The sequence below is a fragment of the Lacinutrix sp. 5H-3-7-4 genome (assembly GCF_000211855.2).
GTDB lineage: Bacteria > Bacteroidota > Bacteroidia > Flavobacteriales > Flavobacteriaceae > Lacinutrix.
Window position 1 is genome coordinate 1,643,168 of record NC_015638.1, and the last position, 21,708, is coordinate 1,664,875.

Annotated in this window: 24 protein-coding genes; 21 read left to right on the forward strand and 3 right to left on the reverse strand. The window is 31.1% G+C overall.

The features are described from left to right. The first annotated feature begins 3 nt into the window (after positions 1-3). Positions 4-534 carry an RNA polymerase sigma factor gene (locus LACAL_RS07225; protein ID WP_013870064.1) on the forward strand — a complete coding sequence of 177 codons (531 nt, stop codon included), beginning with the start codon at positions 4-6 and terminating at the stop codon, positions 532-534. 10 nt (positions 535-544) lie between these two features. Next, a complete protein-coding gene (locus tag LACAL_RS07230; RefSeq protein WP_013870065.1) occupies positions 545-1,339 on the forward strand; it encodes an anti-sigma factor domain-containing protein in 795 nt (264 codons plus the stop codon). Positions 1,340-1,418: 79 nt separating this feature from the next. Here the strand turns inward: LACAL_RS07230 and aqpZ are convergent, their stop codons facing one another. Further along, on the reverse strand, positions 1,419-2,108 hold the full coding sequence (gene aqpZ, locus LACAL_RS07235) for an aquaporin Z (RefSeq protein WP_013870066.1): 690 nt from the start codon (positions 2,106-2,108) through the stop codon (positions 1,419-1,421). 200 nt (positions 2,109-2,308) lie between these two features. Here aqpZ and LACAL_RS07240 point away from each other — a divergent pair, with 200 nt between their 5' ends. The 6 genes from LACAL_RS07240 to LACAL_RS07265 all read left to right on the forward strand — a co-directional run bounded on the left by LACAL_RS07240 (position 2,309) and on the right by LACAL_RS07265 (position 8,392). Next, a complete protein-coding gene (locus LACAL_RS07240) occupies positions 2,309-2,512 on the forward strand; it encodes a hypothetical protein (RefSeq protein WP_013870067.1) in 204 nt (67 codons plus the stop codon). A gap of 6 nt (positions 2,513-2,518) precedes the next feature. Further along, positions 2,519-3,637, forward strand: a complete 1,119-nt coding sequence (locus LACAL_RS07245; RefSeq protein WP_013870068.1) for a glycosyltransferase — start codon at positions 2,519-2,521, stop codon at positions 3,635-3,637. Next, positions 3,628-4,173, forward strand: a complete 546-nt coding sequence (locus tag LACAL_RS07250; protein WP_013870069.1) for an RNA polymerase sigma factor — start codon at positions 3,628-3,630, stop codon at positions 4,171-4,173. Before LACAL_RS07245 ends, LACAL_RS07250 begins: the two co-directional genes overlap by 10 nt. A 77-nt stretch (positions 4,174-4,250) precedes the next feature. Further along, positions 4,251-5,132 carry a lipoyl synthase gene (lipA, locus tag LACAL_RS07255; protein WP_013870070.1) on the forward strand — a complete coding sequence of 294 codons (882 nt, stop codon included), beginning with the start codon at positions 4,251-4,253 and terminating at the stop codon, positions 5,130-5,132. Between the two features lie 3 nt (positions 5,133-5,135). After that, positions 5,136-6,149, forward strand: a complete 1,014-nt coding sequence (gene gap, locus LACAL_RS07260) for a type I glyceraldehyde-3-phosphate dehydrogenase (RefSeq protein WP_013870071.1) — start codon at positions 5,136-5,138, stop codon at positions 6,147-6,149. Positions 6,150-6,181: 32 nt separating this feature from the next. Then, positions 6,182-8,392 carry an ATP-binding protein gene (locus tag LACAL_RS07265; RefSeq protein ID WP_013870072.1) on the forward strand — a complete coding sequence of 737 codons (2,211 nt, stop codon included), beginning with the start codon at positions 6,182-6,184 and terminating at the stop codon, positions 8,390-8,392. Here LACAL_RS07265 and lpxK read toward each other — a convergent pair. Beyond that, the gene (lpxK, locus tag LACAL_RS07270) at positions 8,389-9,396 is read right to left on the reverse strand and encodes a tetraacyldisaccharide 4'-kinase (RefSeq protein ID WP_013870073.1); all 1,008 of its coding nucleotides are present in this window, start codon (positions 9,394-9,396) and stop codon (positions 8,389-8,391) included. The two genes, LACAL_RS07265 and lpxK, sit on opposite strands and share 4 nt — an antisense overlap. Before the next feature lie 77 nt (positions 9,397-9,473). Between lpxK and LACAL_RS07275 the strand changes: the two genes are divergently transcribed. The 3 genes from LACAL_RS07275 (at position 9,474) to msrA (ending at position 12,135) form a co-directional block, all read left to right on the forward strand. Then, positions 9,474-10,568 carry a Nif3-like dinuclear metal center hexameric protein gene (locus tag LACAL_RS07275; protein ID WP_013870074.1) on the forward strand — a complete coding sequence of 365 codons (1,095 nt, stop codon included), beginning with the start codon at positions 9,474-9,476 and terminating at the stop codon, positions 10,566-10,568. 2 nt (positions 10,569-10,570) lie between these two features. Continuing rightward, complete coding sequence (locus tag LACAL_RS07280) at positions 10,571-11,350, forward strand: zinc ribbon domain-containing protein (RefSeq protein ID WP_013870075.1); 780 nt, start codon at positions 10,571-10,573, stop codon at positions 11,348-11,350. A gap of 116 nt (positions 11,351-11,466) precedes the next feature. Further along, a complete protein-coding gene (gene msrA / locus LACAL_RS07285; RefSeq protein ID WP_013870076.1) occupies positions 11,467-12,135 on the forward strand; it encodes a peptide-methionine (S)-S-oxide reductase MsrA in 669 nt (222 codons plus the stop codon). Here the strand turns inward: msrA and LACAL_RS07290 are convergent. Next, entirely contained in the window at positions 12,132-12,932 is an 801-nt protein-coding gene (locus tag LACAL_RS07290) for a bifunctional 2-polyprenyl-6-hydroxyphenol methylase/3-demethylubiquinol 3-O-methyltransferase UbiG (RefSeq protein WP_013870077.1), read from the reverse strand. The two genes, msrA and LACAL_RS07290, sit on opposite strands and share 4 nt — an antisense overlap. Before the next feature lie 64 nt (positions 12,933-12,996). Here LACAL_RS07290 and LACAL_RS07295 point away from each other — a divergent pair, with 64 nt between their 5' ends. The 10 genes from LACAL_RS07295 to LACAL_RS07340 all read left to right on the forward strand — a co-directional run bounded on the left by LACAL_RS07295 (position 12,997) and on the right by LACAL_RS07340 (position 21,573). Continuing rightward, the gene (locus LACAL_RS07295) at positions 12,997-13,647 is read left to right on the forward strand and encodes a hypothetical protein (protein ID WP_013870078.1); all 651 of its coding nucleotides are present in this window, start codon (positions 12,997-12,999) and stop codon (positions 13,645-13,647) included. Positions 13,648-13,661: 14 nt separating this feature from the next. Then, positions 13,662-14,927, forward strand: coding sequence for a kynureninase (gene kynU, locus LACAL_RS07300; protein WP_013870079.1), 1,266 nt, complete (start codon positions 13,662-13,664; stop codon positions 14,925-14,927). A 6-nt stretch (positions 14,928-14,933) separates the two neighbouring features. Then, the gene (locus LACAL_RS07305) at positions 14,934-15,227 is read left to right on the forward strand and encodes a hypothetical protein (protein WP_013870080.1); all 294 of its coding nucleotides are present in this window, start codon (positions 14,934-14,936) and stop codon (positions 15,225-15,227) included. A gap of 42 nt (positions 15,228-15,269) precedes the next feature. Continuing rightward, complete coding sequence (locus LACAL_RS07310; protein ID WP_013870081.1) at positions 15,270-16,667, forward strand: NAD(P)/FAD-dependent oxidoreductase; 1,398 nt, start codon at positions 15,270-15,272, stop codon at positions 16,665-16,667. An 11-nt stretch (positions 16,668-16,678) separates the two neighbouring features. Then, positions 16,679-17,104, forward strand: coding sequence for a RidA family protein (locus LACAL_RS07315; protein WP_013870082.1), 426 nt, complete (start codon positions 16,679-16,681; stop codon positions 17,102-17,104). Positions 17,105-17,143: 39 nt separating this feature from the next. Continuing rightward, the gene (locus tag LACAL_RS07320; protein WP_013870083.1) at positions 17,144-18,586 is read left to right on the forward strand and encodes an aldehyde dehydrogenase; all 1,443 of its coding nucleotides are present in this window, start codon (positions 17,144-17,146) and stop codon (positions 18,584-18,586) included. Between the two features lie 36 nt (positions 18,587-18,622). Next, the gene (locus tag LACAL_RS07325) at positions 18,623-18,940 is read left to right on the forward strand and encodes a GIY-YIG nuclease family protein (RefSeq protein WP_013870084.1); all 318 of its coding nucleotides are present in this window, start codon (positions 18,623-18,625) and stop codon (positions 18,938-18,940) included. A gap of 34 nt (positions 18,941-18,974) precedes the next feature. Further along, positions 18,975-19,757 (forward strand): SDR family oxidoreductase, encoded by a 783-nt coding sequence (locus LACAL_RS07330; protein ID WP_013870085.1) that lies wholly within the window; start codon positions 18,975-18,977, stop codon positions 19,755-19,757. 130 nt (positions 19,758-19,887) lie between these two features. Beyond that, positions 19,888-20,421 carry a 3-hydroxyanthranilate 3,4-dioxygenase gene (locus LACAL_RS07335; RefSeq protein WP_013870086.1) on the forward strand — a complete coding sequence of 178 codons (534 nt, stop codon included), beginning with the start codon at positions 19,888-19,890 and terminating at the stop codon, positions 20,419-20,421. Between the two features lie 63 nt (positions 20,422-20,484). Further along, positions 20,485-21,573 carry an amidohydrolase family protein gene (locus LACAL_RS07340; RefSeq protein ID WP_013870087.1) on the forward strand — a complete coding sequence of 363 codons (1,089 nt, stop codon included), beginning with the start codon at positions 20,485-20,487 and terminating at the stop codon, positions 21,571-21,573. The last annotated feature ends 135 nt before the right edge of the window (positions 21,574-21,708 follow it).

A 21,708-nucleotide genomic window follows, 5' to 3' on the forward strand; every position in this document is an offset into this window, starting at 1 on the left:
ACATTGAGTAATACTTTAGAAAATACTATAATAACGTTACTTAAAAACAACGATAAAAAAGCGATATCCTTATTATATGAAAATTACTCTGGAGCTCTTTTAGGAGTTATAAAAAAAGTTATAAAAGACGATGATACAGCTCAAGATGTATTACAAGAGAGTTTTGTAAAAGTTTGGAAAAAAGGGAAAAGTTATGACCCAGAAAAAGCAAAATTGTTTACATGGTTATACCGTATAGCATATAACTCTGCAATAGATAAAGTACGTTCTTTAAACAATAAAATGACTAAAGAAGTCCAAATTGAAGAATCAAACGTATATAAATTGACGACCAGTAGTTTAAATCAAGACACTTTAGATATAAAAAAGCACATGAGTAGTTTAGATTTTAAATATCAGGTAGTGCTAAACGCGCTTTTTTTTGAAGGCATGACACAACAAGAAGCGAGCGACGAATTAGAAATTCCGTTAGGAACAATAAAATCAAGATTAAAAATAGGATTACGTGAATTGAAGAAGATTTACAACCCTTAATTGTAAGAAAATGACTGTTGATACTAAAACATTTTTGAAATCTGGCTTATTAGAAAAGTATTTAATTGGCCAAACAACAACTCAAGAAACTCTTGAGGTTGAGACGCACATAGAATCCTCGATAGAGGTGAAAACTGCATACAATAAATTACAGGATAATTTAGAATTAGTTGCATTGGCTAACGCCAAAGAAGCTCCAGTACATATATTAGGTGATATATTAAATGAGTTAGACGAAAAACCTGTAGTAACTATGGCAGAAAAACCTAAAAAATCATTTTTTGCTTTTGGAATAGCAGCAAGTGTTGCCGCATTAATATTTGCAGGTACCTCGTTGTTTTTCTACAACATGAATGTAGGTTTAATGGAAGAAAACCAGAAAATTGTTGATGAGGTTTTTGATTTAAGAGACGATATTTTAGGAAATAATTTAAAATTAGAAGCGCTCTCAAGTCAAATTGCTCAACTTAACGATCCAGAAACCGAAAAGTATATACTAAAAGGAGACCGAAGAGCAAAAAATCTTAAAACGGTAGCTTATATAAATCCTAAAAAAAAGAAAGCCATGATAGATGTTGTGTCTTTACCAATTTTGCCAGCGAATAAGGAATACCAAATGTGGGTAGAAATTCAAGATAAAATGGTAAATATGGGAGCTTTAACTGTTACAGAGAGAAGATTGCAGGAAGTGCCATTTACAAAAGATGCATTGGGTTTAAGTATAACTATAGAAGAAAAAGGAAAAAATGTTTTAAAATCATCTGAAACACCTGTTGCAGAAATTTCTTTAAAACTTGATGAATAACTTTAGTTACCATTTATTTTTATAAAAAAAAGCCTCACAAATAGTGAGGCTTTTTTTGTTTTATGTCCAAACTCTAGAATTAGTCTTTACTAAAAAACGCTTTATGTATAAAACCAGCAACAATTGCTCCAGCAATTGGCGCTAGCCAAAACAGCCATAATTGACCAAGATAATCACCACCTTGAGCAAAAAGTGCTTGACTTGTTGATCTAGCAGGATTTACAGATGTATTGGTTATAGGTATGCTAATTAAATGAATTAAAGTCAAAGCTAAGCCAATAGCAATGCCAGCGAATCCTTTTGGAGCTTTAGGATAAGTGCTTCCTAATATAATTAATAGAAAAAACATAGTTAATAAAAACTCAGCTAGCAAAGCTGAAGTCATAGAATAACCACCAGGAGATAAAGCATCATAACCGTTAGCAGCAAAACCTCCAACATCTGTAAAGCCAGATTTACCAGAAACAATAAATAATAATGCAGTTGCTGCAGTTATAGCACCAATTAATTGAGCAATAATATAACCAGGAAGCTCTTTAGCAGGAAACTTACCTCCAGCCCAAAGCCCAATTGATACAGCCGGATTGAAATGTGCTCCAGAAACATGACCAACAGCATAAGCCATAGTTAGTACAGTTAAACCAAAAGCTAATGATACACCAACAAATCCAATACCTAACTCTGGAAATCCAGCAGCAAAAATTGCACTACCACAACCACCAAAAACCAACCAAAAAGTTCCAAAAAACTCTGCAAATAATTTTTTCATAATTTAAAATGTTAAAAGTTAAAGTATCAAATTATAAAATAATCAACCAATTGGCTCTTAGGTTTTTTTATAAATAACTTTTTCGTTAAAAAACTAATTTTAATGTTTAAATGAATTTTCAAAAAACTATTCAAATTATAAATATGAGCTTGTTTTTCTAAAAAACCGTATCTTTGTAGTTCTAAAAAAAAGCAATTATTTTGAAACTTTTACTACTAACATTAGCATTATTAGGTATAGCTGTTGCAGGAATTGCAATAAAAATTTGGGCAAAAAAAGACGGTAAATTTGCAGGAACTTGTGCTAGCCAAAACCCAATGATAAATACAGAAGGTGAAGCCTGTGGCTTTTGTGGAAAAACTCCAGATCAATTTGAAAATTGTAGCGAACCACAACATTCATAAAATTGCATGGGTCTATTAGACTTTGTTTTCTATAGCTTTGTAGCTATAGTATGTGTTCAAATTGTTTTTTATGGAATCCTTTTTGGTAAATTCGCTTTTAAAAAGCAGGAACTTGAAACCAAAAAAGAAGTTTCAATGCCAATTTCTGTTTTAGTTTGTGCAAAAAACGAAGCTCAAAATTTACAAGAGTTCTTACCTTTAATATTAACTCAGGACTATACTAAGTACGAAGTTGTTTTAATTAACGATGCTTCACATGATGATACATTAGATGTCATGGAAGCATTTGCAGCAAAACATAACAATATTAAAATTGTAAATGTAAAAAATACCGAAGCTTTTTGGGCAAATAAAAAATACGCTTTAACACTTGGTATAAAAGCAGCAACACACGACCATTTATTATTTACAGATGCAGATTGTAAACCAGTATCAAAACATTGGATTACTCAAATGGCATCTCATTTTGTAGAAAATAAAACTATAGTTTTAGGCTATGGTGCTTACCATAAAATAAAAAAATCTTTTTTAAATAAATTAATACGTTACGAAACGCTTTTAACTGCAATACAATATTTTTCTTTTGCACAATTAGGGACACCTTATATGGGAGTTGGCAGAAATTTAGCCTACCATAGAAAAGAGTTTTTTAAAACAAATGGATTTATAAAGCATATTAAAATACGTTCTGGTGATGATGATTTATTTATAAATGAAGCTGCAAATGCAAAAAACACAAGCGTTTGTTATAATAATAACAGTTTTACAACATCAAATCCAAAAACCACTTTTAATAGCTGGTTTAGGCAAAAAAGGCGTCACGTTTCTACAGCCAAATTATATAAATTTAAACATAAAGCATTATTGGCGCTATTTTACACTTCGCAAATATTGTTTTGGGTATTATTAACACTACTATTAATCACTTTATTTAACTGGCAATTAGTACTAATTTTAACGTGTTTTAGGTTGTTAATACAATATTTAGTTATTGGCTTTTCGGCAAAAAAATTAAATGAGATAGATGTGCTTTTTGTATTACCTTTTCTCGAAGTTTTTTTAATTGGATTTCAATTAACTATATTTATAACCAATCTTATCTCAAAACCTAACTATTGGAAATAGAACAAGCCATTGCTAAGGCAAAAGAAAATAATCAAAAGGCATTTAATTTTTTGTTAGATGAGTTTTGGGATTACGTTTACGGTTTTCAGTTAAAACGCATAGAAAATGAAAATGATGCTGAAGATATAACCATTCAAACATTTTCAAAAGCTTTCGATAAAATAAATACTTATAACGAAAAATATACATTTAAAACTTGGTTAATAACCATTTCTAGAAATATTCATATCGATTTACTTCGAAAAGAAAAAAGCTCCATTCACTCCAAAATAACAGATCAAGACCAAGAAAAAATATATCGTGTTATGGATGATGCACCATCGCCAGAAGACAAATTAATTACCGAACAAAATCTGGCAAAACTACTCCGCGATATAAAAAAACTTAAACCACACTACCAAGAGGTAATAAACTTAAGGTATTTTCAAGAGTTAAGTTATTCAGAAATTAGTGACCAACTTAACGAGCCAATAAATAATGTTAAAGTTAAATTACTTCGAGCAAAAAAGCTTTTAGCAGCAATTATTAAAAAATAGGCAAGACAGCTTTTAGTATTTACTAGCAGCCTATTTTATAGAATACTTCGTATCTTTGTATCTGGATATTTTTATATATGAGTACAGAAACAATATTAAAACCAAAACAAACCGAAAGACAGCCAAAACCTAAATGGTTACGTGTAAAATTACCAACAGGTAAAAAATACACAGAGCTTCGTGGTTTAGTAGATAAATATAAGTTAAATACTATTTGTACATCTGGTAGTTGTCCTAATATGGGAGAATGTTGGGGAGAAGGAACTGCTACATTTATGATATTAGGAAACGTATGTACACGTTCATGTGGTTTTTGTGGTGTAAAAACAGGAAGGCCAGAAACTGTAGATTGGGATGAGCCAGAAAAAGTAGCACGCTCTATAAAAATAATGAATATTAAACATGCGGTTTTAACTAGTGTTGATAGAGACGATTTAAAAGATATGGGAAGCATTATGTGGGCAGAAACTGTAAAATCTGTTCGACGTATGAATCCGCAAACCACAATGGAAACACTTATTCCAGATTTTCAAGGTTTAGAAAAACATATAGATCGTATTATAGAAGTTGCTCCAGAAGTAGTATCTCATAATATAGAAACTGTAAAACGTTTAACACGTGAAGTTAGAATACAAGCAAAATACGAACGTAGCTTAGGTGTTTTAAAATACTTAAAACAACAAGGGCAACGCCGCACAAAATCTGGTATTATGTTAGGTTTGGGTGAAACTAGAGAAGAAGTTATAGAAACGCTACATGACCTTAAAGCAAATGATGTAGATGTAGTAACTATTGGGCAGTATTTGCAGCCAAGTAAAAAGCATTTGCCTGTAAAACAATTTATCACGCCAGAGCAATTTAAAGAATACGAAACTATAGGTTTAGATTTAGGATTTAGACACGTAGAAAGTAGTGCTTTAGTACGTTCATCGTATAAAGCACAAAAACACATTAATTAAAAAATGATTACTGTTGCCATTAATGGCTTTGGCCGTATAGGTCGTCGTGTTTTTAGATTATTACAAGATTATAATAATATAAAAGTAGTCGCAATAAATGATTTGGCAGATGCTAAAACATTGAGTCATTTGTTTAAATACGATAGTATTCACGGTGTGTTTAAAGGTAATGTTTCTTCAGGAAGGAATAGTATTATAGTTAACGAAGAAGAAGTGCCACTATATAATTTTAAGCATCCACAAGAAATAGATTGGAGTGTTTTAAAACCAGACTTTGTAATTGAAGCTACAGGAAAATTTAAAACAACCGAAACATTAAACTACCATATTAAAAACGGTGCAAAAAAAGTAATTTTAAGTGTTCCTCCAGTAGATGATGATATAAAAACTATAGTGCTAGGTACAAACGAGCATATTTTAAATGGTAATGAAACCATTATTAGTAATGCTTCATGTACAACAAATAATGCAGCACCAATGATTGCTATAATTAACGATTTGTGCGGCATTAATCAAGCTTATATTACAACAATTCATTCCTATACTACAGATCAAAGTTTGCATGATCAACCACATCGCGATTTACGTAGAGCAAGAGCAGCAGGACAATCTATTGTGCCAACAACAACAGGAGCAGCAAAAGCACTAACTAAAATTTTTCCAGAATTAGAAGAGGTTATTGGTGGTTGTGGAATTCGTGTTCCAGTAGCTAATGGTTCGTTAACAGATATTACTTTTAATGTAAAACAAACGGTTTCTATAGATATTATAAACCAGGCATTTAAAAAAGCCTCAATGACTAAATATAAAGGAATTGTTGAGTATACAGAAGATCCAATTGTTTCTATTGATATTGTTGGGAATCCACACTCTTGTATTTTTGATTCGCAAATGACTTCTGTAATTGGAAATATGGTAAAAATTATTGGTTGGTATGACAATGAAACAGGATATTCTAACCGAGTTATTGAACTAATGCTCAATTTGTCGTCAAAAAACGTGCTTTTATCGATATAATAATTATATTTGAACCAATTAAAGATTAACCAATGTCCCTCTGTAATAAGATATTAAGTGCTTTTTTATTATTATTAAGTGTTTCTGTTCATTCTCAAAATTTTAGTGAACAAGAAATAGAGTCTTTGCAAGTTGTTGTAGATAACTCATTAAATAAAGCGCAAACAAGTATTAATACACATCAATACTTTAAAGCGCAACAAGATTTAAATAAAGCATTAGAAAACGCTACAACTATAGACAATAAAAAAAGTCTTGGTTTAATCTACTCTAAAATGGGTAAGGTTAATTATGCGTTAGAAGCACCTAATGACGCGGTAAAAAACCTTATTAAAGCCAGTGAACTACAGCGTTTTAGTAAAGATTATATAAATCTTGCAGAAACCTATAAAACGTTAGGTGATGTATATAGTTTTACAAAAGATTTCGATAAAGCATTAGACTATTATAAGTCTGCAGAAACATACTTTAATCAAGAAAGCTTACATAATTATGAAACCGAAGCTATTTTAAAAAAAGGAAATGTTTTATTGGCTTTAGGTAATAAAAATAAAGCAATAAAGGCATTCCAAAAAGCAAACCAATTAGCAAACCAATATCAAGTTAAAAATATTGCAAGTGCGGCACTTTTTTCTTTAGCAAAAGCACAGCAAGACGATAATTTAAAAGACGCTATTAAAAAAGCAACGCAAGCCTTTGTAATAGCAAAAGAGAATGGTTATGCAAACATTTTAAACGATGGTTACTTAACATTAAGTAGTTTATACGAAAAAGATAATAATCTAGAGTTAGCTAATTTATATTTAAAAGCACACTTAAAATTATCAGACTCATTATTACAAGTAAAACGATCTCAGGCAGCTTTAGATAAGGCGCAGCTTTTAACAATAAATAAAACCGAATTTCAAAACCAAAAAGAAGCAGATTTACAAAAAGAATCTGAGTTTAGTACATTCGACCAATTAACAACAATACTTAGTATAGCGTTAATTACAATTTTATCTTTATTAACATTATCGCTTTATAAAAATAATAATATAAGACTAAAGTCTAATAATATACTTCACAAAAAAAATAGTGAATTAATAGTCGCTATGGAAAAAGCAGAATTAGCATCTAGAACAAAAGCTAATTTTTTATCTACAGTAACACATGAGTTACGTACGCCATTATATGCTGTTACGGGTTTAACAAATATGCTTTTAGATGAAGATCCAAAACCAGAACAAGTCCAGCATTTAAAATCATTAAAATTTTCAGGAGACTACTTACTTACATTTATTAATGATATTCTTCAAATTAATAAAATTGAAGCTAATAAAGTAGATATTGAAGCAGAGGTTTTTAATCTTAAAAAGAAAATGTCTAATGTAATTTCAGCATTAAACAATTCAGCTTTAGATAATAATATTAAAATCCACTTAGAGTATGATGAGAGTTTACCACTTAATTATAACTCCGACCAATTAAAAATTTCTCAAATATTAATTAACCTAATAGGTAACTCTATAAAATTCACAAAAGATGGAGATATTTGGGTAAGAGCGAAAAAAATTAGTGAAAAAAACGGACTTTACAATGTTTTGTTTGAAATTGAAGATAACGGTATAGGTATTAGCAAAGAAAAACAAGAACACATGTTCGAGAGCTTCTCTCAAGGCTCAATTCAAATTAACAGAAAATACGGTGGAACAGGTTTAGGACTATCTATTGTTAAAGGATTAATAGATATTTTAAAAGGAAAAATTTACTTAAAAAGTGAATTAGGAAAAGGATCTACTTTTTATTTCGAACTACCAATGCAATATACAGAGCAAGTAGTTAAAGAAAAGGAAGTAAATTACTTTAAAGATGTTGAAGAAGTAAAGCTAGATAATGTTAAAATCTTAGTAGTTGAAGATAATAAAATCAACCAAATGATTACTAAAAAGATTTTAAATAAAATGAAGCTTAATTGCGATGTTGTAGACAATGGTGAAGTAGCAGTAGATAAAGTACAAAATGGTAATTACGATGTAGTTTTAATGGATATTCATATGCCAGGAATTAGCGGTATAGAAGCTACAAAACTTATTAGAGCTTTTGATAAAGACTTAACCATTTTTGCACTTACAGCTGTAACCATAGAAGATAAAATGCAGGAATTTGACGAAGCTGGATTTACAGATATAATCTCTAAGCCATTTAAACAAGAAGATTTCGAGAAAAAATTATACGAAGCCTTAATTGTAAAACAAAACTAAAAACGGTTTATAAAATTTAAAATAGAGGCATTAAAACCCTTACTATTATCAATAGAAACTGTAATAGGTAAGTAATATAAGTTGTCACTTAACTCACTATGGTCTTTAAGTCTAACAAAATCTTTTTCGGTAGTAATTATTAATGTTTCTTTAGCAAAACGCTCTATATCTAAAGCAGAAAAATTATAATGATCTTTAAATTCTAGATGATTAAATTTAAGTTGTTTTTTATTTAAAAAAGAAACTAAAGGCTTAGCGTTTGCAATACCAGTAACTAATGTAAAACTTTGCACATCTTGTAACGCAATTTTTTTAGAGTTAGAAATAACAAACTCACTATAACTAATAGAGCTAAAAAAAACTTTTTGGTAAGGCTTAGGCTTTATTTTACTTATAATAATATCTTTTTCAAGCTTGTTAATAGTTTCTGGGCATTTAGTTACAACAATAACTTGTGCTCTTTTCGCGCCGTTTTTAGGTTCTCTTAAATCACCAGTAGGCAAAACAAAATCACTGTAAAAAGGCTTATTATAAGTTGTTAGTAAAATATTAAATCCGGCTTTTACTTTTCTATGCTGAAATGCATCGTCTAATACTACAACTTCAGGCTTGTTTTTTAATGCTCTAAGTATTTCAATACCATGTTGTCTATTCTCATCAACAGAAACTAAAATATCATCTTTAAATTTATGATAAAACTGAAACGGTTCGTCTCCAATTTCTAATGCTGTAGTAGTTGTATTTGCTAATCTAAAACCTTTCGTCTTTCGGCCATAACCACGACTTAATGTAGCTATTTTATAGTCTTCTTTTAAAAGCTTTATTAAATATTCAACCATTGGCGTTTTACCAGTGCCACCAGCACTTAAATTCCCAACACATAATACAGGAAATGTATAAGATTTAGACGATTTGTAGCCCAAATCATAAAACAAATTTCTAAACCATGTAATTGCAAAATATATGGGTACAATAGGTAATAATAAAAGTCTAATTAATTTCATTAACTGTGTTTAAGCATAACGAAAGTAAAAATTTTATATTTGTTAAGTATTATTTCAACAAAACAATTACAAATCACATGATAATTCAAGACGTTATAAACCATTTAGAAGACTATGCACCATTAGCTTATGCCGAAGCGTTTGATAATGTAGGATTATTAGTTGGCGATAAACAAAATGAAGTCACAGGAATTTTAGTCACACTAGACACGCTTGAGGCAGTTGTGGACGAAGCAATTGAGAAAAATTGCAACCTAATTGTAAGTTTTCATCCTATAATATTTAAAGGTTTAAAAAAACTCACGGGTAAAAATTATGTAGAACGTACTGTGTTAAAAGCCATAAAAAATGATATTGCAATTTACGCCATACATACAGCTTTAGATAACCATATAAATGGAGTAAACGATATTATTTGCGCCCAGTTAAAATTAAACAACCGTAAAATATTAATACCACAAGCACAAACAATAAAAAAGCTAACAACTTATGTACCTAAAAACGAAGCAGAAAACTTACGAAATGCTATTTTTAAAGTTGGAGCAGGAGCAATAGGTAATTATAACCACTGTAGTTTTAATGTAGAAGGCGTGGGTACTTTTAATGGAAACGAAAATTCAAATCCAACAATTGGAGAAAAAGGAAACACCCATTTTGAAAACGAAACACAAGTTTCAATAACATTTTCAAAACATCTAGAATCCAAAGTAATTAAAGCTTTGCATAAAAATCATACATATGAAGAAGTAGCGTATGAGATAACGACTTTAGAAAACAAAAATCAAAATATAGGAATAGGCAAGATAGGTGAGTTGCAAACTGCTATGGAAGAAACAGAGTTTTTTACCTATTTAAAACAAAACATGAATGTAAATGTTGTTCGTCATTCTAATTTATTAAATAAATCCATAAAAAAAGTTGCCGTGTTAGGAGGTTCTGGAAGTTTTGCAATTAGTGCAGCAAAAGCAATGGGAGCAGATGTTTTTATTACTGCAGATTTAAAATATCATGACTTTTTTCAAGCAGAAAACAATATAATCTTGGCAGATATTGGGCATTATGAAAGCGAACAATACACAAAAAACGGAATAGTAGCACATCTTACAAAAAAAATTAGTAATTTTGCAATCATTTTATCAAATATAAATACCAATCCTGTTCAATATTTTTAAGTATGGCAAAGAGTAAAGAAGTAACTGTAGAAGAACGATTAAGATCTTTATACGACTTACAATTAATCGATTCTAGAATCGACGAAATAAGAAACGTTCGTGGAGAACTGCCTTTAGAAGTTAGTGATCTAGAAGATGAAGTTGCTGGTTTAAACATAAGACTTGAAAAACTTAGTGATAGTTTAGCACTAATAGATTCTCAAATTAGTGATAAGAAAAATTTAATTGAAGAGGCAAAAACTTTAATTAAAAAATACAGCGAGCAGCAAAAAAATGTTAGAAATAACAGAGAATTTAACTCTTTAACTAAAGAAGTTGAGTACCAAGAGCTTGAAATTGAATTAGCAGAAAAACACATTAGAGAGTTTAAAGCTCAAATAGAGCAAAAAAACGAAGTTATTGCTAAAACAAAAGAATTAACTAAAGAAAGAGAAAAGCACTTAAAGCACAAAAAAGGTGAGTTAGATGCCATTCTTAGCGAAACAGCAAAAGAAGAAGAAGCTTTACTTAAAAAATCTGAAGATTATAAAAAGAAAATCGAAGAGCGCTTAGTAAAAGCATATAGCCGTATTCGTGCAAACGTAAAAAATGGTTTAGCAGTTGTGCCTATCGAAAGAGGAGCATCTGGAGGTTCTTACTTTACAATTCCACCACAAGTACAAATGGAAATAGGTTCGCGTAAAAAAATTATTACAGATGAGCATTCTGGACGTATTCTTGTAGACGAATTATTAGCTGCAGAACAAAAAGAAAAAATGGAAAAAATGTTTAAAAAACTATAGTTCCATTACAAACTTAAAAAAGCCTTCAATACGTTGAAGGCTTTTTTTTTGCATAATTTTAAAACAATTTAAATTAAGTTTTAATAGCTTTATTCGACTAACAACAAAAATTAAATATGAAAAAGATACTATTATTACTAACAGTTAGTTTGTTTTTTAGCTGTAAAAATACCGCTCAAAACACAAATAAAACAGCAGAAAAACAAGATGTTAAAAGTGCTACACCTGTTCAAGTACCTTTAGAAAATGGAAAAGCAAAAGCCTACTTTGCAAGTGGCTGTTTTTGGTGTGTAGAAGCAGTATACGAAAGTGTAAAAGGAGTAGAAGAGTCTATTAGCGGTTATGCTGGAGGTCATACTAAAAACCCAACTTATGAATCAAGCAACACAGGCAGAACAGGTCATGCCGAAGCTGTTGAGGTTATTTATAATCCAGATGTAGTAAGTTTTGCAACTTTAGTAGATGTTTATTTTGCTTCGCAAAACCCAACCCAAGTTAACGGTCAAGGTCCAGATAGAGGTTCACAATACCGCTCTATAATATTCTATCAAAATAATGAACAAAAAGAAATTATAGAGCGTAAAAAAGAAGCATTGGCAAAAAAAATAGGTAAACCAATCGCAGCAGAAGTGTATCCGTTTCAAAAATTTTGGATAGCAGAAGATTATCATCAGGATTACGAAAAACTACATCCTAATAATCCTTATATAAAAAATGTTTCAGTACCTAGATTAAAGCGCTTTCAATCTAAAATGCCAGAAGTATTAAAGAAAAATGCACATTAAATTTTAGTCGCTTTAAGTTCAAAAATAAGAGGATATAATTTATCCTTTGTTACATAATTACCCGATTTAGTTTGCTCTAGGTCGGGCAAAACATTATAAGGGCTTTCGTTATGCTCATTTAAATATTCAATTTTTAAACCAGCTTCAGTTAGAGCATTAATAACTTCGCTTAAACCATGGTTCCAGCCATATTCTTTACTAGTAATATTAGCGTTTTCATTAGCATAAGTGCCTTCATATTCTTCATAAATTACTTCGTCTTGCATATAGCCATATTTCATTACTGGTTTGCCATCTAAATAATCAAACATCCAAACTATTGGGTGAAATTCAGCCATATAAAATGTGCCTCCAGTCTTTAATTTTTCAGCAATCATTTTTCCCCAAGGTTTTAAATCTGGTAGCCAGCCAATAACACCGTAACTTGTAAATACAATGTCAAAAGAGTTCCTAACGTGTTTAGTTGTATCTAATACATTGCAGCACACAAATTCTGCATCTAAATTTAATTCATTATTTAAATCTTTAGCAAGTTTTATACCTGCATCGCTTAAATCTACACCAGTACATTTTGCTCCCAATCTACTCCAGCTTAATGTGTCTTGGCCAAAATGACATTGTAAATGTAATAGTGATTTTCCTGTAACATCACCCAAAGCATTTAGCTCATAAGGCATTAGTGAATTTTTTCCTTTTTTAAATGCATCCATGGCATACATCTCACTTTCAGCATGTACTTTTACTTTGTTATTCCATGTTATTTTGTTAGTACTAAAGTATTGAGAATTATCGGTCATATCTTAAGCGGTATTTTACCAAAACTAATTATAATTTCTTAGCTTTGAAAGAAAACCAAAAACCATGTATCGATTACTCTTTATTTGCCTGTTTGTTGTGCTTTCTTGTAAAGAAGAAAAACCCGAAAAACAATACACTCTTGCCGAAAAAATAGCAAATGCTCATGGCTTTAAAAACTGGGATAGCGTAACAGAATTTCAATTTACTTTTAATGTAGATACAGATAGTACAAACTTTGGACGCTCTTGGATTTGGAAACCAAAGGCGAATAAAGTAACCATGCTTACAGCAAAAGATACCATAGTGTATAATACATTTAAAGTAGAACAAGAAAGTTTAAATGCAGATCGTGCATTTATAAACGATAAATATTGGGCACTACTGCCATTTCAATTAATTTGGGATACAAGTGCAACATTAAGTGAGCCAATAAAATCTCAAGCACCAATTAGTAAAAAGCAACTTAATAAAGTAACACTAACATATCCAGTAAAAGGTGGTTATACGCCAGGTGATGCTTATGATATTTTTTATAATGACGATTTTATTATTCAAGAATGGGTGTTTAGAGAGGCTAATGCAAAAGAAGCCTCTATGATAAATACTTTTGAAAACTATAAAGAATTTAATGGTATTAAAATAGCACAAGATCATAAAAAAGAAACCGGAAGCTGGAACCTTAACTTTACAGATATAAAAATAATTACTCAATAAAAAAATACAACCAAGTGTCAAACTATACATTAGGTCGCGATTTTGCACAACAATTAGACAAAGAAGACCAACTAGCACATTATAGAAATCAATTTCATATTCCAAAAGATAAAAATGGAGACGATTTAATATACCTCTGCGGAAACTCTTTAGGCTTACAACCAAAAGTAACAAAAGATTATATTAATCAAGAATTAGAAGATTGGGCAAACTTAGGAGTAGAAGGGCATACCGAAGGTAAAAACCCATGGCTACCATATCATGAGTTTTTAACAGAAAGTATGGCAAAAGTTGTAGGAGCTAAACCTATAGAAGTTGTAGTTATGAATACTTTAACTGCAAACCTTCACTTTATGATGGTTAGTTTTTATAAACCTACCAAAAAACGATATAAAATTTTAATCGAGGCAGATGCTTTTCCAAGTGATAAATATGCAGTAGAATCACAATTACGTCATCATGGCTTTGACGACAAAGAAGGTTTAGTATTATGGAAAGCACGAGAAGGTGAAGAATTAGCCAATTATGAAGACTTAGAAGCTATACTAGAAGCGCAAGGCGATGAAATAGCTTTAATCATGATTGGAGGCGTAAACTACTATACTGGTCAGTTTTTCGATTTTAAACGCATAGCAGCTTTAGGTCATAAAAATGGCTGTATGGTTGGTTTTGATTGTGCACATGGAGCAGGAAACGTAAATTTAGATTTGCATAATTCTGGAGCAGACTTTGCTGTGTGGTGTACTTATAAGTATATGAATGCAGGACCAGGTAGCTTATCTGGCTGTTTTGTACACGAACGTCATGCTCATAATAAAGATTTAAATCGTTTTACAGGTTGGTGGAGCCACAATAAGGAAACCCGTTTTAATATGCGTGGAGAGTTTGACCAATTGCCAGGAGCAGAAGGTTGGCAATTATCTAACCCACCAATTTTATCTATGGCAGCAATAAAAGCTTCAGCAGATATTTTTGCAGAAGTTGGTATGGAGAAACTTACTCAAAAATCTAAAAAATTAACAGGCTATTTTGAGTTTTTACTAAACGAATTAAATAATTCAGATATTAAAATAATTACACCAAGTAACCCAAACGAGCGTGGCTGTCAATTATCAATACAAGTTAAAAATGCAGATAAAGCATTACACCATAAACTTACAGAAAGTGGTGTAATTAGCGACTGGAGAGAGCCAGATGTTATACGTTGCGCACCAGTACCACTGTATAATTCTTTTGAAGATGTTTATAATATGGTAGAGCGTTTAAAGGCTTGTTTATAATATATTTTGAATTCATTTTATAAAATTATAAAGGGTGAGGAAACCTTATTTAAGATTAAAAAGAAAAGTGAAATAGGTTTTTGGCAATATCAAATTCTAGGTCTATTTAGTTATTTTGTAAATAAATCTTCAGATTATTTAATTATTACAGATAGAAGAATTTTAATAGTAATTAAAGATGAAATTGTAAACAATATAGAATATAAAGATTTTCCCAAAATAAAGTATAATTCGATTAGTGGTATTTTAAGTTTTCAGAATACATTAAATAAAACTAAAAACTTATCATTAAAAAACTAAGATTAACTTATGAAGAAATTCAATTACTTAAAAAGAAGTTAGATGTCTAGCAAACAAAACATACTAATAGTTGGCGCAGGATTATGTGGTTCACTTTTGGCTTTAAGATTAGGGCAAAGAGGTTATAATGTAACTGTAATGGAAATGCGTCCAGATTTACGAAAAGTAGATATTTCTGCAGGACGTTCAATAAACTTAGCTTTTTCAGATCGTGGAAATAAAGCTATGAAACTCTGCGGTATAGAAGATAAAGTAAAAGCACTTTGTATACCAATGCATGGTCGTATGCTTCATGATATAGAGGGCAATACAATTATGGCTAATTATAGTGGTCGTGAGCATGAATATATCAATTCAATATCAAGAGGAGAATTAAATGCATTATTACTTGATGAAGCAGAGAAACATGAGAATGTAACCATTCATTTTAATAAAAAATGTAAGTCTGTAGATTTCGAAAATACTACAGCACTTTTTAAAGACTATAATACAAAAGAAGAATTTGTAGAAGATGCCGATGCTATAATAGCAACAGATGGAGCAGGCTCTGCAATGCGTAAAAGTTATTATCTAGGTAAAAAATTTCTATTTAGCTTTTCTCAAGATTATTTAACACATGGTTATAAAGAGTTAAGTATTTTGCCTGCAAAAGATGGCGGTTATAAAACCTATAAAAATGCACTACATATTTGGGGTAGAGGCGACTTTATGGTAATAGCCTTGCCAAATTTAGACGGAAGTTTTACAGTAACATTATTTTTAAGTTATAACGAAGGTGAATATAATTTTAATAATCTAACAACAAAAGAACGTGTGTTAGAATTCTTTAATAAGTATTTTAAAGACGCTCTAGCATTAATGCCAAACCTTGTAGATGATTTTTTCGAAAACCCAACAGCTCCACTAGGTACAGTAAAATGTTCACCTTGGCATTATAAAGGTAATACTTTATTAATGGGAGATGCTGCACATGCTATAGTTCCATTTTATGGGCAAGGTATGAATGCATCTTTTGAAGATGTTGTAGAGTTCGATAAAATTTTAGACCAAGATCATGATAACTGGGAAAGCATTTTTAAAGCATACCAAACCGCAAGAAAACCAGATACAGATGCTATTGCAGATTTAGCAATCGATAATTTTCATGAAATGAAAGGTCACGTTAATAATGCAAACTTTAGAGAAAAACGTACTTTAGAAATGGCATTAGAAAAAGAATTTCCTACACAATATTCCTCAAAATATTCATTAGTAACATTTAATGAAAATATTGGATATCGCGAAGCAATGTTAAGAGGAAGAGCCCAAGATAAAGCCATATTAAATATGTTGGCAGAAGGAACTTTAGATATAAAAGACGATTTAAAAAGTAATTTAGAAAAGGTTTTAACCGAAACTAAAAATATTTTAGAAGAAGATAAAATAGCAGGATTACATTAGAAACTAAAAATATGAGTGAAAAAAATCAAACTTCCGAAGGAACAAAAGTAACACCAAGAGGTGCTTATCCTCATGTAAAGCGTGTAGGTGATTTTATTTTTGTTTCTGGCACAAGTTCACGTAGAGCAGATAATAGTATAGCAGGAGTAGATATTATAGACGAAATGGGTACAAAACGCTTAGATGCAGAAGTACAAACCAGAGAAGTTTTAAAAAATATAGACACAAACCTTAAAAAAGTTGGAGCAAGTATTAAAGATGTAGTAGATGTAACATCATTTTTAGTAAATATGAATGACTTTGCAGGTTACAATAAAGCATACGCAGAGTTTTTTGAAAAAGAAACAGGACCAACCCGTACAACCGTTGCAGTACACCAATTGCCACATCCAGATTTGGTTGTAGAAATTAAGGTTATGGCCTATAAAAAACAATAAAAAAAATAGAATCTCGCAGCTATCTACCATATAATTATAATGGAAAACATTAAAAACTACATAAACGGAACGTTCTCATCACCAGTTAATAATAATTGGATGGATAATTATAATCCTTCTAATGGCGAAGTGTATGGGAAAATTCCAGAGTCATCAAAAGAAGATGTAGATTTGGCATACAAAGCAGCAAAATCTGCATTTAAACAATGGTCACAAACCACATTAGAAGAACGTAGTAGAATACTCATTAAAATTTCAGAATTACTAGAAGCAAACTTGCAACGCTTTGCAGAAGCAGAAAGTAAAGATAATGGGAAACCTGTAAGTTTAGCAAAAGCGGTAGATATACCAAGAGCAGCAAGTAATTTTCGTTTTTTTGGTAATGCAATTACTCAATTTGCAAGCGAAAGTCATGAAAGCATTGGGCAACAAGCAGTAAATTATACTTTAAGACAACCCATAGGCGTTGTTGCTTGTATTTCACCTTGGAACTTGCCATTATATTTATTCACCTGGAAAATTGCTCCAGCAATAGCAGCAGGAAATTGTGTAGTAGCAAAACCAAGTGAAGTCACACCAATGACTGCTTATTTATTAGGTGAAATTTGTAATGAAGCTGGTTTACCTAAAGGTGTTTTAAATATTATTCATGGTTTAGGCGGTACAACAGGTCAGGCAATTATTGAACATCAAGATATTAAAGCAATATCATTTACAGGAGGTACAGCAACAGGAGCACATATAGCAAGAGTAGCAGCACCAATGTTTAAAAAACTCTCTTTAGAATTAGGCGGAAAAAACCCAAATATCATTTTTGCAGATTGTGATTACCAAGAGATGTTAAATACAACCGTACGCTCTTCATTCGCAAACCAAGGACAAATTTGTTTGTGCGGAAGTCGCATTTTTGTAGAAGAAAAAATATACCAACAGTTTAAAACCGATTTTGTAACAAAAGTAAAAGCGCTAAAAGTTGGTCATCCAGCAAAACAAGCAACAAATATTGGAGCTTTAGTTTCAAAACCACATCTTGAAAAAGTTAAAGAGTATATTGAAATCGCTAAAACTGAAAACGGAACAATACTTTGCGGAGGCAATGAAGTTAAAGTTGAAGGTTATGAAAACGGCTATTATTTAGAACCAACAGTAATAGAAGTACCAAATGATGAATGTCGCGTAAACCAAGAAGAAATTTTTGGACCAGTAGTTACAATAATGCCATTTAAAACCGAAGATGAAGTATTATTAATGGCAAACAAAGTAAAATACGGTTTATCTGCTACACTTTGGACAAATAATTTAAAACGTACTATGCGAATGAGTAACCAATTACAAGCAGGAATTGTTTGGGTAAATACCTGGATGATGCGAGATTTACGCACACCTTTTGGTGGAATAAAAGCTTCTGGTGTAGGTCGTGAAGGTGGCTTTGAAGCACTTCGCTTTTTTACTGAAGCTAAGAATGTTTGTATTAAGTATTAAATTGATGTTGCCTCGAGCGCAGCCGAGAGGTTAATTATGAAAACGTATTATGTTTACATATTGAAATGTTCAGATGGGTTAACTTATACTGGAATAAAAAATAACATATCTAGACGATTTGAAGAACACCAAAATGGATTAAACAAAACCTGTTTTACATATAAAAAAAGGCCTTTAATATTGATATTTCAACAAGAGTTTAACAATGTAGAACAAGCAATATATTTTGAAAAGAAAATAAAAAAATGGAGTGCAAAAAAGAAATTTGCTTTAGCTAATGGAGATTATAATTTGTTGCAAATTTTAGCCGAATGTAGAAATGCAACACATTCTAATTTTAAACCGAAAAGTTAAGTAGGTCTCGACTGCGCTCGACCAGACAAAAATTATGAATCTAAACTTAAATAACAAATACGCACTAGTTTGCGGTAGTACAGCAGGAATAGGAAAAGCAACAGCAATTGCTCTAGCAGAAGAAGGTGTTCAAGTAACACTTATTGCTAGAAATGAAGATAAATTAAAAAAGACTTTATCTGAGTTACCAACACATAGAAATCACAACTACATAGTTGCAGACTTTTCAAATCCTATGGAATTGAAAACAAAAGTAACAGAGTATATTTCTAATAATCATGGCTTTCATATTTTGGTGAATAATACTGGCGGACCAAAAGGCGGACCTGTTTTTTCGGCAGAAGTAGACGAATTTGAAAATGCATTTACACAACACTTAAAATGTAACCATGTACTAGCTCAAAGTGTTGTCCCTTTTATGAAACAGGAAGAATATGGCAGAATTGTAAATGTAATTTCAACATCTGTAAAACAACCACTAGATGGTTTAGGAGTAAGTAATACTATTCGTGGAGCAGTTGCAAACTGGAGTAAAACGTTAGCAAATGAGCTTGGACAATTTGGTATCACTGTTAATAACGTATTACCAGGTGCAACAGGAACAGATCGTTTAGCAGAAATTATAAAAAATAAATCAACAAAATCTGGAAAAACAGAAGAAGAATCTGCAAATGCAATGAAGAGTGCTGTACCAGCAAAACGCTTTGCTAAACCAGAAGAATTAGCAGATGCCATTACATTTTTAGCAAGTGAAAGAGCTGGTTATATTAATGGAATAAATCTTCCAGTAGATGGAGGAAGAACCAAAAGTCTTTAATATCAAACACAAGGCAATCACGCATAAATTGAAAAGTAATTACTAACTTTATATCAATTTGAAATCTTGAAATTTTCAAGAAACCCTTAAAACATATCGTAAACTTTACGAAGTAAAAAAATAAAATATCATGAGTAATATAGTATCTCCAATAAATTTTAAAGCATGGATAGAAGAAAACCGTCACCTTTTAAAGCCGCCAGTTGGTAATAAAGTAGTATGGAAAGATGGTGATTTTATAGTCATGGTTGTTGGTGGGCCTAATAGTAGAAAAGATTACCATTATAACGAAACACCAGAGTTTTTTTATCAAGTAGAAGGTGATATAGTTTTAAAAATTATAGATAATGGCACACCAAAAGATGTGCATATAAAAGAAGGTGATATTTATTTATTGCCACCTAAAGTACCACATTCTCCGCAGCGAGGTGCAAATACAGTAGGATTAGTTATAGAGTATAAACGTCCAGAAGGTATGCGTGATGCTTTACTTTGGTTTTGCGAAAATTGTACAACAAAACTTTATGAGGAAGATTTTACTGTTGAAAATATTGAAACAGATATGCCTAAAATTTTCGATGAATATTATGGAGATAAACAAAAACGAAGTTGCCCTAACTGTGGCGAGGTAATGCAACCACCAAGTAAAGTTAAAATAGAATAAGTTTTTGGTTTAGATATTTAAACGAAAACATTTTAAAAATCACAAAAACTTAGGAATAATAAAATGGGAAACAAAAGAAAACTTAGAATAAACGGTCACTCACATTTATTGCCATATCCAGAACAAATTCCACAATTTATGCAGGATAAAGGTATATTTTGGGTAGATAAAGACCGTAAATTCATGCTTCAAAAAGATTGGAGTCGTCCTGTAACAGATTCTAGTTTTTTCTTAGACGAAAAACTAGCATGGATGGAGCGCAATAAGTTAGACCATGCCGTAGTACTTAATTTATCGCAATTATACGGTAATGGTTTGCGAGTAGAAGAAATGAAACAAGCCTTACGTTTTCAAAACGATTTTAATGCTAATGTACAGCACGAAAACCCAAGTAAATTTACTTGTGGTTTTGTAGTCCACCCAGGTTTTGTGCGTGGTGCATGTTGGGAAATTGAACGTTGTGTAGAAGAGTTAGGCATGCAATTATTATGCTTACCAACACATTATATGGATACTATTGGTACCTGGCGTTGCATTTTTGATGAGGAAAACGAACCTATTTTCGAGCTAGCTAATAAGTATAATCTTGCAGTAGAAATCCATCCATATGATGGAGAAAAATTTATAAAATTAGAAAACACCTCTTGGCGTTTTCATTTAATCTGGATGTTAGCACAATGTGCAGATGCTTATCACTTTTTAACCTTAAATGGGTATCAAGATAAATATCCAAATATGAGAACTTGTTTTGCTCACGGTGGGCAATTAGCACAAATAAACCTAGGTAGAAGAATTCAAGGTTTTGATGGAAGGCCAGATTTATTTGAAGGTAAAAGCCATCCAAGAAAAGCAGTAGGACATAAAAATATATTTTTCGATACTTTAGTTCATGATACTGGCGGATTAGAATTGTTAATTAAAAATCAAGGCTCAAAACAAGTATTAATGGGACTCGATGATCCTTACCCATTAGGAGAAATGGAAAGTGAAAAACAAAGCTCTTACCCAGGAAAAATTCTAGATTTAGCAATGGAGCGTAAAATTATTACAGAAGTAGAACGTGATAATATTTGGGAAGATAATGTACTAAGATGGCTTTGTGGTGAAGATGAAGCAGCCAAGCAAAAATTAGTAAATAGAATATTAAGTTAAATAAGTGAATCCGTTTTATTAAGTATTGTCTTTAGTTTTTTAATGTTCTTAAAATGTATAGAAACTAAATACTATTTTTCTAAAGAAAAGAAGAAGAAGGATTTCAAACTTATTATAAAACGATTATTGACATAG